Genomic DNA, 11,386 nt, shown 5'->3' on the forward strand with positions numbered 1-11,386 from the left:
GCGAAGCGTAGACCCATCCCATGAAAGTGCGGGACGCAAGACGGCTTTGGATCGATGCGCAGAAACTGAACGTGCCGTCGCCCTTCGGGGAGGGCTCGGCGGCCGTCGCCAAGGCCATCCGCCATCTTGGCTTCGTCCAGATCGACACCATCAACGTGATCGAGCGCTGTCACCATCACGTTCTGTACAGTCGCATTCCCGGTTACCAGCGCTTGGATCTACGGGCCGCGCAGTCGCGTGAAAAAACCGTCTTCGAATATTTCACCCACGCCCTGGGTTATCTGCCGACCGAAAACTTTCGTTACTTCATGCCCGCGATGAAACGTACGAAGCTGACGCCGTCCCGCTACTTCGCGAAAGTGAAGGGCTCGGCCGAGTACCGTAAAGTCCACTGCTTGATCAAAGAAACCGGCGCGACTTCCATTCGGGATATTGATGACGATATCCTGCTGGAAAAGGCGCATCCGTGGGGCAGCCGGAAGCCGTCCAAAAAGGCGTTGGAGTGGGGCTTTTACGCCGGCGAGTTCACGGTCAGCGAGCGGATCGGCATGCTCAAGCGTTACGAATTGACGGACCGTCATTTCGGTTGGGAACGACGGCCCGACTCGGCGACCGAAACGGAAGTCGCCAATTACCGGATCGATCGCGCGCTCACCGCGCAGGGCTTCGTGAGCCTGGATTCGATTTGTTATATGCGGGCGAAAGCGAAACCCGATGTCGCCAAGGAACTGGCGAAACGGGTCGCACGCAAAGAGCTGGTCCCCATCAAAATCGATGGCGTCGTGAAACCCGAATTTTTCGTTCGCCCGGCGGATCTTGAGCGCAAAATCACCGAGCCGCATCTGGTGCACTTGCTTTCGCCTTACGATCCCTTGATCGTTCCGCGCAAACGCCTGCACGCCATTTTCGATTACGAACACATTTTTGAGGCCTACGTGACCGAGGCGAAACGCAAATTCGGTTATTTCGGTCTGCCCGTCCTAGCCGACGATCAAATCGTGGCCGTGATCGACCTCAAAGCGGACCGCGTGCTCGGTGAACTGAAAATCCAGCAGTGGACGTGGCTTAAAAAATTCAAATCGGCTTCGATGAAAAAACGCATCGAAGAGGCGCTCGATCCGTTCGCGAAATTTCAGTTCGGCGACTGATCGTCGCGCAGGGCGGGGGGCGGCAAAAGCCGCGCGATCGTCCGCAAGAGGTGCGGGGGATCGATCGGCTTCGTGATGATGGCGTTGCAGCCGGCGTCCAGGCAGCGGGCCTCGTCACCTTTCATCGCGTTGGCGGTGAAGGCGACGATGGGGCGATCAAAACCGCGTCGGCGCAGCTCCCGGGTCGCGTCGAAGCCGTTCATCACCGGCATCTGCATGTCCATCAGAATCAGGTCGACCTCGCGGCTCATGGCGGCCGCCACTCCGTCGCGGCCGTCGTTCGCGGTCGTGACTTCGACGCCTTCCTTCACCAAGAAAAGCTGGATGATCATCTGATTGTCGGGAGCATCGTCGACGACCAGCACGCGGCGTCCGCGCAGACGCTCGAAGTGGTCGGGACCCGATGCGGGCGGGGGCGACACCGTTTCGCCCGTGGGATGAAGGTGAACGTACAGCGCGAAGGTCGAGCCGAAACCGGGTCGGCTATCCTTGAGATGAACGTCGCCGCCCAGCTCGCGCGCGATGCCGAGCGAAAGGGCGAGGCCCAAACCGGCGCCTTCCTGACCGGGCATACGTTCGCCCGCGTGCTGGAAGCGTTGGAAAAGACGATCTTGAAATTCCGGGGCGATCCCAACGCCCGTATCCTGAACTTCGAAATGTAAACTTCCCTGCGCGACCCAGTAGCGAATCGTGACCTTGCCGTTTTCGGTGAATTTGAGGGCGTTGTTGATCAGGTTCACCAAAATCTGCAGCAACCGATCGCGGTCGGTCGCGATCGTGCGGGGAATTTCGCCGGTCTGTTGGAATTGAAGTTCGGTTTGACGACTTTCGGCTTTCAAAATCATCAGTCGCTGGATTTCGTCGACGAGCTCTTGAAAGTCGAAGCTCGTGATTCGGATATCGAGGTGGCCCGCTTCGACTTTCGAGATGTCCAGAATGTCGTTCACGATACGGTGAAGGGTTTTACCCGTGTGATCGACGGTTTCGAGGTATTTGCGCCGATCGGTTTCGTTGAGCTTAGGGTCTTTGAGCAGCTCGACGTAACCCATGATGACGCCCAAGGGAGTGCGCAATTCATGACTGACGTTCGCAAGGAATTTCGATTTCGTCTCGCTGGCCATTTCGGCTTCACGGCGTTGACCGATGTTGCGTTGGAGGTCGGCCGTCATGCGGTTCAGCGCCGCGGCCAGTTGCCCGAGCTCGTCTTGCGCGCGGACGGGCACGGTCCGCGAAAAATCCCCACGGCCAACGGCCTGCGCGGCTTCGGTCAGATCGACCAGCGAGCGGTTCAGGTTGCGACTGAAAGAGAAGGTCAGGATCAAACCCGTGCTTTCCACGGTCAGGACGGCGGCCAGCAGGATCAAAAAAAGAAGGTTTTCCAGCCAGCGCGAACCTTCACCGAGGGTTTTTGAGAATTCGATTTCGAGTTTAGTGAGTTCGACGTTGATGACCCCGATCCGGGCGAGCGCGGCGCTCAGGCGGTGTGGGTCGTCCGTGGATTCGACGGCTTGCCGCAGCTCTTCGGCGGCGACGATCAGCTCCTGCACGAGATCGTCGCCGGCCGTCCAGACTTCGACCGCGCGCGAGATGTAGCTGACGTTATGAAAACGCGTCAGCAGGTTGATGACTTTGTCGATGTCGTGCGGGTGGATGCCGCCTTGGACGAAGCCGTCGAACATGCGCTGACGGTCGGGACGGGGATTTTGCAACTCCATCCTTGCTTGGTGATCGCCCATCGGGACCGCGAGATTGTCCCGAAATTCCTGATAGTACTTGGGGTCCTGGGTCAACGCGTACTGGTGCAGCGAATGGATCGCGTTCTTTTGCGCCTTGGACCAAAGGGCCTCGCCTTCGACGAAGGCGCGCACGGCCGAAAGCGTGTTCATCGCGAAGTTCAAAGCCATAAGCTCTAACAGAATCAAAAGGGCCATGACGCCGAAAACGGCGTACAGCTTCTTTGAGACCGAGAGATTGCGCCACGACTTGAGCATTCCGCATTTCACCTTGCATGAAGGCGCCCGGCAACTTCATATTGTTCCCATGATCCGCTTGCACCATCTGAACAATTCCCGATCTCAGCGCGTTCTTTGGCTTTTGGAAGAGCTGGATCTTCCCTACGAGATCGTTTTCTATGAGCGTCATCCGCGTACGATGCTGGCGCCGGCGGAACTGAAGCGGATCCACCCCCTGGGGAAATCGCCCGTACTGGAAGACGAAGGCGTCATCGTGGCCGAGTCCGGCGCGATTCTCGAGTATCTGCTGGAAACCTATGGCCAAGGGCGTTTCCGGCCGGCCGTGGGGAGCGCGGATCGTCGTCGCTTCACTTACTTCATGCATTACGCTGAAGGATCCTTAATGTCGCCACTCCTGTTGGCTTTGATCTTCGGGAAGATGCCGAAAGAGCCGATGCCGTTTTTCGTGCGGCCGATCGTGAGGCAACTCAGTCAGAAGGTCTTCAGTTTTTTGATCACGCCGCAGATCAAAGCGCATGCCGAGTATCTTGAGAGCGAGCTTGAAGGACGTGATTGGTTCGCCGGCGAATTTTCGGCCGCCGATATCCAGATGAGTTTCCCGGTGCAGGCTCTGCTCGCGCGCGGCAATATCAAATCCGTGTGCCCGCGGTTGGTCGATTTCGTTCGCCGATTTGAAGCGCGTCCCGCGTACCAGCGCGCGCTCGCGAAAGGCGGAACCTTCGAGATTCCTGGAGATGAACGATGATCGAACCCGCCCTGAGCGCCATCGAATCGAAAACTTTGGACGAGGCCGCCGTTTTCTTTCAGGATCCGGGACTCGTGATTCAGGGGCTGAACTTCATCGGACATCCGATCGAGGCTCTGCAAAAGAAGCTGCCGCCGAAGGCGCAAGGGATGATTCAGAAGGCGAGCGAGGCGGCGATCCGTAAGGCGCTCGGCGTGGCGCTGACGACCCTTCCGAAAGAGACGGGACCGCTGACCACGGAGCGTGCGCGAACTTCGGATTGGCTGCATCGCGGTCTTGCCACGGTGACCGGCGCGGCGGGCGGAGCGTTCGGGCTGGCCGCGATTCCGGTGGAGCTGCCGATGACGACGGTTCTTCTTTTACGTGGCATCGCCGATCAAGCTCGGTTGGCGGGATTGGACCTCCGCGATCCGGAAATTCAACTCGAGTGCATCATGGTCTTCGCGATGGGTTCGCCCAGCGAAAAAGACGATGCCTTGAACTCTTCCTACTTCGCCAGTCGCTTGGCATTTTCGCAGTTGATTCAGCAAGCGGGCGCGGCGGCCGTGGGGCTTTCGGCGAAGGATCTGCTCACGGCCTTGGACAAAGGCTCCATGCCGGTCTTGGTGCGTTTGATCGCCAAGGTCGCCGAAACGTTCCAGATTCGCATTACGCAAAAGGCCGTCAGCGAGGCGATACCGGTCATCGGCGCGGTCGGCGGCGGCGCCCTGAACTACGCGTTCGCGCAGTATTTCGTCACGGCCGGAAAATTCCATTTCGCCATCCGCGCGATGGAAAAGAAGTACGGCACCCAGGCGGTGCAGGACGAGCTGCGTTTGCGGATGTCCCGGAGGGTGTCGGCATGACGAAACCCGTACTGGCGGCAACGCTATCGCTCCGCTGGTAGTTGAAAACGCGGTTGCGTGCGCGGAGTCTCAAGACGCGCGAACGAGAAGAGCTCCGCCGTGGGATGGGTTTTTCCACGCACGAGATCGGTCAGAATTTCGGCCGCGAGCAGGCTGAACGTCACCCCGTTTCCGCCATAACCTAAAGCGAAGTGGACGTTGCGAAGACCGGGCGGCGTTCCGATCAGCGGCATACCGTCGGGCGTTTCGCAGAAGGTACCCGCCCAACCGTAGCCGGGTTCAAGTTCGAGATCGGGGAAAAAGTCTTGGAGTTTTTTCGCCAACGCTTTTTGCTTCATGGGTAGAAGGCGATCGCGGAGTTCGGAATTTTTGAAGTCCTCATCGAGCCCACCGATCACCAATCGGCCGTCCATCGTTCCACGCACGTAGCAGTAAGGGTGGGAAGACTCCCAGATCAGGGAGCCCCGCAGAAATTTTTCGGCGTCGGCGAGCGGCTTGGTCGCCATGGCGAAAGTCGACTTCAGCGTCAGGAAATCGTCCGGCAAATAAGCGGCGGCCGCGTAACCGGTCGCCAAGATCAAGTGTCGGGCGTGGATTTGGTGCTCTCCATTGATTTTCGCGGTGATCCGCCCGCCGTCCTTGGGTAGATTCAAACCCGTCATTTCGGCGCGGTCGTAGGCCTTGAGGCCTTGAATGAGCGCGGCATCCAACAGCTGATAGCAAAAGACGTAGGGATCGATCTCGGCGGCCTTGGCGGATTTCAGCGCGAGGGGATTCGTGAAGCCATACCGCTCGCGTAAGGTGGCGGTTTCGAGCCGCTCGATCTCGAGGCCGATGGATTTACGGGCGAGGTATTCGCGTTCCAGCAGGTCGACGTCGTCCGGGGTCGAAGCTAAAAAGACGCTCTCACGCCAGCGGAAATCGCGATGTCCCACGTCCGCGGCCAAACGCGCGAAGGCGTCCACGGAACGAGCGGATTCCCGGTAGACGGCGCGGGCGACGTCTTCGCCACGCAGACGCGCAAGTTCCACCAGAGGAGTGTCCAGCTCGTACATCAAAAGCGCCGTGCTGGCCGAGGTTGAAGCCGCGGCGAAATCCCAGGCGTCGATCAACATCGTGTCGACGCCCACCCGTGTGAGAGCGTGCGCGGTCAAGAGGCCCGAGATGCCGCCGCCCACGATCAAAACTTCACATTCGGTATCGGCCTCGAATCGCGGCAGGCTCGCACCGAGTCCGTTCTTCAATCGCCAGAACGGTTGGGGGGATACGAGCTCCATACCTAAAGACGGCCGACGTTGAGCGACTCGCCGATCGAGGTTGAGCGTTGCGGCGGATGTTTTCCCTCGCCGAATTCTTCGATCATCTTTTGATTGAAGGCGGGCAGGTCGTCGGGTTTACGGCTGGTCACCCAGCCGTGATCGGTGACCACTTCGCGGTCGACCCAATTGGCGCCGGCATTTTGCAAATCGGTTTTCAGGGACGGCCAAGAGGTCATCTCGTGACCGCTCACGCAACCGGTTTCGATCAAGGTCCACGCCGCATGACAGATCGCCGCGATGGGCGTGCCGTTTTCGGCGATGCTTTTCACGAAGCTCACCACGTCGGCTTCGCCGCGCAGTTTGTCGGAGTTGATCACGCCGCCGGGGAGGACGAGTCCGTCATAGTCTTCGGGAGTCGCCTCTTGCACGACGCGATCGACGGCGATGGAAGAACCCCAATCGTTGTCTTTCCAGGCGCGGATTTTTCCCGCCTTGGGCGAGATAATTTCCACGTCCGCATCGGCGTCGCGCAGGGCTTTCAACGGCTCGAAGAGCTCGGATTCCTCGAAACCGTTCGTGGCGACGATCGCGATGCGTTTTCCTTTAAGAGATTTTGCGGATTTTTCGTTCCAGGCCATGTTCACCTCACCTGGCGGGAGATTGAGCATAGGCCATGCCCGCCGAGGATGGGGTAAAAGTCCCCTGCTCAGCCCTTCTTGAGGCTGACGTAGACCAAAATTTCGGCCTCGACGACGACCTCGTCGCGGGTGCTCAGAATTTTGACCGGAACGCGGTGATCGCCGGGTTCGGCGGTCAAGATTTGGGGGTAATCGCATACCGCGCGGATGTCGGTGTCGGCCTTTTTCAAGTAGCCGACGGTCATCCCTTTCGGAATCCAGCGGAGGTGCGCGGGGAGGCTCGCTTGCATCAAGAGTCCCATCGCGAGTTCAGCCGCGTTGCAGTTCGCGATCGCGTGAACGGTGCCGATGTGATTGTAAACACGACGACGCTTCTTCACGCCGATCACGCAGCGGTGGTCCGAAAGCTCCAGCACCGAAGGCCGGATGCTGTGGAAGTAGGGGGCGGTCTGGCACACGATTTTCGAAAACAACCACCGACCACCCGGCCAGCGAATCATCTTATCGTAGACTTTACGTGTATCCATGGCCGCTCCTGGTTCGATCTCAGTTGAGCGCGCCCGCCCGTCCGAAAACTTTCTGGAAAAGCGCGCGCGACGTCGCAATCACCATCATGCGCCAGTCGGCCGCCGCGGGGAAGAACTTCTCGAGGTAGTCGGCGCGGATCTTCGTGCCGAGTTCGTCGTTCGCGTAGCCGTAATGCGTGCCTTGGTGTTCGAGCAGCCACTGGTTCAGGCTGCGCACTTGATCGTCCAGTCCGTGCCCCAAGGTGCCGAACTCCATGGTCAATGCGCAAACGCGCTGACCGGGACGCGCCAGTTCGGGGAAGATGTTGTTGGTCGCGCCCAGGGTCTTGTAGAAACCCTCGGTGTCGGCGGACGTGTAATCGTAGATTGCGGCGTCTTCACTCGGCTTGAAGAGCTCATTGAAGAACGTGGGATCGACCGAACCTTCCACGTCGCCGGTCAAAAGATGCAGGCGTCCGCGTTCGCCGAGGCCGGTGTGCAAATCGAACAGCAGGACGTCCCGGTATTCCGGCATCCGTACGCGCAGCTCCGCGATGAGGTCCGCGATCTGGGGCTCGTTTTGAAATCCGCCGAATTCGAGTCCCGCGGCGTTTTCCCATTGGCCGATGCCCACGGCCTTGATGAAGTTGTCCATGGAGACGTCGTCGAAGTGGATGCGCCCGTCCCGTTGATTGCGTTTTTGCACCAGGCTGCAGGTCATCGAGTCGACCGCCGTGCGCGGAATGAAACGTTCGCTCATTTTGAGAGAGTCCGCATTGCGCTCGCGGTAAAGATCCGGGCGGGTCGAGCAGTTGCGGTTCAAATTCACATGATTTTCGGTATTGCGAAGATGGTTTTTGAAACCGAAAGGATTCAGCGAATGCACGAGCAGGACCCCGAACTTTCGCCGGTCCAGACGTGGTAAGATTTCGTTAATGAACATCGACTGGATCGCGCTGCCGGCGTAACCCTCCAGACCGTGCACTCCGGAAAGCATCACGAGCAGGTTCGCGCCCGGCGCGGTCGCCGGAAGATAAACGGAGTCGACGCTCAGATCGGTCTCGGTTCGACTGGGGACGCTCCAGCGCGCCCGCTGCGTATCCAGGGGCAAGCCGCGCGTACTTTCCAGGAAACGGCGGCGTCCCTCAAAATAATTTGAACTAAAGTAGGCGAGATCGTTCGTTAGAAGCTCCATACCTATTTCTAGCCCCGGGGCTCCGGACTGCCAAATTCTTTTTCACCGCCCGAAGTCCGGAAATGAGCCGCCGGTTTGGCGCTCCGGTCGATCGGATATAAAATATCGAAATGCGTCTAATCACTCGTCTTCTCCTCCTCGCGGTGTTGTCCGGCGTTTTCTTCTCGCAAGCGCAGGCCGCCAAAAAACAAATGAAACCCGATTTTTCGTGGGCCGAGGGGCAAATGAAGAAGAAGGGGTTGCCGCCGGCGTTCGTGCAAATGCTGAAGACGTCTTACGACAAAAAGTCGTTCGAGCGCGTGCTGACGCTGAATTTGCTGACGTTCATGCGCCCCCCGGCGCACATGAAGCTCGTGACCGACGATGCGGTCGCGAACAGCACGGCCTTCATCGCGAAAAACGCGACGGCTTTCGACGCCGTGGAAGAGCGCTACGGCGTACCGCGCGAGGTGATCTCGGGACTTCTGTGGATCGAGACCCGGCACGGTTCGTTGACCGGTTCGTTCCACGTTCCGAGCGTGTATTTGCATCTGCTGCAAGCGCACCGTCCGGAGAACCGCGCGGAGCTTCTGAAGATCGCCCTGGAGCGGAACACCGAAAAGAAGTATACGCGCAAGGAATTGATCGCGCAGATCAAACGTCGTTCGAAAAGCCGCTCCGACTGGGCGATGGAGCAGTTGCAGGCGCTGAATCACATCCGCACGCGGAAGATGAAAGACCTGGCCGAGCTGAAAGGTTCGTTCGCCGGAGCCTTCGGGATGCCGCAGTTCATTCCGTCGAGTTACAAGATCTGGGCGGCCACGAACCGGGCGGAAGCCGCGCCCAATCTTTTCGACGTCGAGGATGCGATTTTGAGCGTGGGTAACTATCTGCACGTTCACGGTTGGAAGACCGAAAAGGAAGACACGCACGTGAAAGCGCTGATGCGCTACAATCAAAGCCGTGACTACGCGGAAAGTATTCTCGAAATCGCGCGCCGGGTACGCGCGGATTCACCGGCGGCGCCCGCCGCGCGGGGGCTCGCTTCCGAGGGCGACATCTTCGAGCCGACCTCACCTAAAAAACCGAAAAATTGAGCGATCGGCGCCGACGCTTATTCGAAGCGTTCGGCGCGGAACGGGACCGGGTCCACGCAGGGCGTGCGGCCCTGGATCAGCTCGGCCGCGAGCTGCGCCGAACCGGGCGCGCTTTGCAGTCCCAGCATCTGGTGACCCATGTTGTAGAACAGGTTCGACGTCTTCGATGATTTGCCGATGACGGGTACGCCGTCGGGCGTGCAGGGACGCAGACCGCGCCAGATGTCGCTGACGTTGTCGCGGCTGTGGATCTTCAAATACTCTTCCGAGCCTTTTTGGATCGCGCGCACGCGGTGGGGCGAGATGCCGAAGTCTTGATTCACGAGCTCCAGCGTTCCCGCCAGACGGGTCGAGCCCGCGCGGGGCGTGACCGCGATTTTGCGCTCGACGATCATGATCGGGTACTTGGGTTTCACGTCGCCGTCGTGAAGTGACTGGTCTTCGAGGATCATCGAATAGCCTTTGCCGCCGAGGATCGGGACATTCAGGCCCAGTTGCTTCGCCAATGCGGGGGACCAGCTGCCCGCCGCCATGACGACGAGTTCGGGTTCGAAGTTTCCTTGCGTGGTGATGACCTGGGTGATGCGGTCGCCGGTGCGTACGAAATCGAAAACCTCGGTGTGCAGCATGCTTTCGCCGCCGAGGGCGAGGAACTCTTCATGCATTTCTTTGGTCGTCGCGAAGGGTTCGACTTGCGCCTCTTGGTCGAAGTAGACGCCGCCTTTCACGAGTGAACGCAAAGAAGGCTCGAACGCGAGCACTTCCTCTTGTCCCATCTTGCGGCCGGTGATGCCGTTCTGCTGCATCTGTTCGAGTTCCATCTCGGCGTGGTGCAGACCCGACTCGGTCCCGCTGACCATCAAAAGACCGCGGCGCTCGAACGCCATGTTGGGCCGACGTTTCGCGAGCTCTTCGTAATTGCGGATCGAGATTTTTGAAATCTCGGCCAGCACTTTGATCGAAGACTCCATCTTCTTTTGATTCGCGTTCAGGCCGAAGGTCATCAGCCATTTGAACAGGCCCCAGCTGAACTCGGGTTTGATGTAGAAGGGGCTCTCTTTGTCGAGCAGCCAGCCCATCGCTTTCATCATCATTCCGGGTTGGGGAAGCGGCATCGCGAAGCAGGGCGTGACCCAACCCGCGTTGCCGTAAGAGCTGCCGGCCGCGATGCCTCCGCGTTCGATCAAAAGGACCTTGCGGCCTTCGGATTGAAGCTGGCGCGCCAGACTGGTTCCAATGATACCGCCACCGATCAGCAAGACATCGACTTTACGATTGGACATGGCGACGGAGACTGCCACCCCGTCCGGGTTTGGTCAACATGCGGACATGAAACTCGTGATTGGCGATAAAGCCCTTTCCAGTTGGTCTTTGCGGCCCTGGTTGCTGATGAAGCACTTCGGGGTTGCGTTCCAGGAAGTCCGCATCCGGTTGGATCAACCCGGCACCCGCGACGAGATCTTGCGGTACTCGTCGGCCGCGCGCGTTCCCGTGCTTTTGACCGAAGGGCTAGCGATTTGGGATTCCTTGGCGATCATGGAGTATTTGAACGAACGTTTCCCCGAAAAGCGGATGTATCCTGCCGATCCCCAACGTCGCGCCGTCGCGCGTTCGCTGACGGCCGAGATGCACAGTGGATTCAGCGCCTTGCGCGAGCAGCTGCCGTTTCAGGCCAAGATGAAAATTCCCGGTCATGATCTAGAATCCGCGCGGGCGGATATCGAGCGTGTGCAAGAAATCTGGCGGGACGCTTTGGCCCAATCGGGGGGACCGTTTTTGATGGAGGACTTTTCCATCGTCGACGCGATGTACGCGCCGGTGGTTTGCCGCTTTGACACCTATGCGGTTCCGCTCGACGAAGCCTTGAGCGCATACGCCGCCCGCATTTTGAACCATCAGGCTCTGCGCGAATGGTATGACGGGGCCCGGGCCGAGCCGTAAGCTCACCCGGATCCAGTTCAACTAAGTTTTTAGTTGCAATCAACTAAGTTCTTAGTTGAT

At 59.1% G+C, this 11,386-nt stretch carries 11 protein-coding genes; 5 read left to right on the top strand and 6 right to left on the bottom strand.

All coding sequences use genetic code 11. The annotated features are described in order from the left end of the window. Nucleotides 1-20: 20 nt before the first annotated feature. On the top strand, nt 21-1,148 hold the full coding sequence (locus KF767_00915; GenBank protein MBX3016419.1) for a YcaQ family DNA glycosylase: 1,128 nt from the start codon (nt 21-23) through the stop codon (nt 1,146-1,148). Here the strand turns inward: KF767_00915 and KF767_00920 are convergent. Continuing rightward, a complete protein-coding gene (locus KF767_00920) occupies nt 1,133-3,139 on the bottom strand; it encodes a response regulator (GenBank protein MBX3016420.1) in 2,007 nt (668 codons plus the stop codon). The genes KF767_00915 and KF767_00920 overlap by 16 nt on opposite strands. A gap of 49 nt (nt 3,140-3,188) precedes the next feature. Between KF767_00920 and KF767_00925 the strand changes: the two genes are divergently transcribed. Both KF767_00925 and KF767_00930 read left to right on the top strand, forming a co-directional pair. Then, on the top strand, nt 3,189-3,866 hold the full coding sequence (locus KF767_00925; protein MBX3016421.1) for a glutathione S-transferase: 678 nt from the start codon (nt 3,189-3,191) through the stop codon (nt 3,864-3,866). Then, nucleotides 3,863-4,711, top strand: coding sequence for an EcsC family protein (locus KF767_00930; protein MBX3016422.1), 849 nt, complete (start codon nt 3,863-3,865; stop codon nt 4,709-4,711). The genes KF767_00925 and KF767_00930 overlap by 4 nt, the downstream gene beginning before the upstream one ends. Before the next feature lie 23 nt (nt 4,712-4,734). Here KF767_00930 and KF767_00935 read toward each other — a convergent pair whose 3' ends face one another. The 4 genes from KF767_00935 to KF767_00950 form a co-directional block, all read right to left on the bottom strand. Continuing rightward, a complete protein-coding gene (locus KF767_00935; GenBank protein ID MBX3016423.1) occupies nt 4,735-5,988 on the bottom strand; it encodes an FAD-binding oxidoreductase in 1,254 nt (417 codons plus the stop codon). A 2-nt stretch (nt 5,989-5,990) separates the two neighbouring features. After that, nucleotides 5,991-6,608, bottom strand: a complete 618-nt coding sequence (locus KF767_00940; GenBank protein ID MBX3016424.1) for a type 1 glutamine amidotransferase — start codon at nt 6,606-6,608, stop codon at nt 5,991-5,993. Nucleotides 6,609-6,676: 68 nt separating this feature from the next. After that, the gene (locus KF767_00945) at nt 6,677-7,135 is read right to left on the bottom strand and encodes a DUF4442 domain-containing protein (GenBank protein MBX3016425.1); all 459 of its coding nucleotides are present in this window, start codon (nt 7,133-7,135) and stop codon (nt 6,677-6,679) included. Between the two features lie 19 nt (nt 7,136-7,154). Further along, on the bottom strand, nt 7,155-8,309 hold the full coding sequence (locus KF767_00950) for a DUF2817 domain-containing protein (protein MBX3016426.1): 1,155 nt from the start codon (nt 8,307-8,309) through the stop codon (nt 7,155-7,157). A gap of 110 nt (nt 8,310-8,419) precedes the next feature. Here KF767_00950 and KF767_00955 point away from each other — a divergent pair, with 110 nt between their 5' ends. After that, a complete protein-coding gene (locus tag KF767_00955; GenBank protein MBX3016427.1) occupies nt 8,420-9,385 on the top strand; it encodes a lytic murein transglycosylase in 966 nt (321 codons plus the stop codon). A gap of 17 nt (nt 9,386-9,402) precedes the next feature. On the opposite strand, the gene KF767_00960 is transcribed toward KF767_00955, so the two are convergent. Then, nucleotides 9,403-10,668, bottom strand: a complete 1,266-nt coding sequence (locus KF767_00960) for an FAD-dependent oxidoreductase (protein MBX3016428.1) — start codon at nt 10,666-10,668, stop codon at nt 9,403-9,405. A 46-nt stretch (nt 10,669-10,714) separates the two neighbouring features. Between KF767_00960 and KF767_00965 the strand changes: the two genes are divergently transcribed. Next, on the top strand, nt 10,715-11,326 hold the full coding sequence (locus tag KF767_00965) for a glutathione S-transferase family protein (GenBank protein MBX3016429.1): 612 nt from the start codon (nt 10,715-10,717) through the stop codon (nt 11,324-11,326). The last annotated feature ends 60 nt before the right edge of the window (nt 11,327-11,386 follow it).

The organism is Pseudobdellovibrionaceae bacterium, assembly GCA_019637875.1.
Taxonomy (GTDB): Bacteria; Bdellovibrionota; Bdellovibrionia; order Bdellovibrionales; family Bdellovibrionaceae; genus JAHBUW01.

What these genes read in the sequence shown, in the direction of transcription:
- KF767_00915 (MBX3016419.1), top strand. Translation starts at nt 21, where the DNA reads ATGAAAGTGCGGGACGCAAGACGGCTTTGGATCGATGCGCAGAAACTG.
- KF767_00920 (MBX3016420.1), bottom strand. Translation starts at nt 3,139, where the DNA reads ATGCTCAAGTCGTGGCGCAATCTCTCGGTCTCAAAGAAGCTGTACGCC.
- KF767_00925 (MBX3016421.1), top strand. Translation starts at nt 3,189, where the DNA reads ATGATCCGCTTGCACCATCTGAACAATTCCCGATCTCAGCGCGTTCTT.
- KF767_00930 (MBX3016422.1), top strand. Translation starts at nt 3,863, where the DNA reads ATGATCGAACCCGCCCTGAGCGCCATCGAATCGAAAACTTTGGACGAG.
- KF767_00935 (MBX3016423.1), bottom strand. Translation starts at nt 5,988, where the DNA reads ATGGAGCTCGTATCCCCCCAACCGTTCTGGCGATTGAAGAACGGACTC.
- KF767_00940 (MBX3016424.1), bottom strand. Translation starts at nt 6,608, where the DNA reads ATGGCCTGGAACGAAAAATCCGCAAAATCTCTTAAAGGAAAACGCATC.
- KF767_00945 (MBX3016425.1), bottom strand. Translation starts at nt 7,135, where the DNA reads ATGGATACACGTAAAGTCTACGATAAGATGATTCGCTGGCCGGGTGGT.
- KF767_00950 (MBX3016426.1), bottom strand. Translation starts at nt 8,309, where the DNA reads ATGGAGCTTCTAACGAACGATCTCGCCTACTTTAGTTCAAATTATTTT.
- KF767_00955 (MBX3016427.1), top strand. Translation starts at nt 8,420, where the DNA reads ATGCGTCTAATCACTCGTCTTCTCCTCCTCGCGGTGTTGTCCGGCGTT.
- KF767_00960 (MBX3016428.1), bottom strand. Translation starts at nt 10,668, where the DNA reads ATGTCCAATCGTAAAGTCGATGTCTTGCTGATCGGTGGCGGTATCATT.
- KF767_00965 (MBX3016429.1), top strand. Translation starts at nt 10,715, where the DNA reads ATGAAACTCGTGATTGGCGATAAAGCCCTTTCCAGTTGGTCTTTGCGG.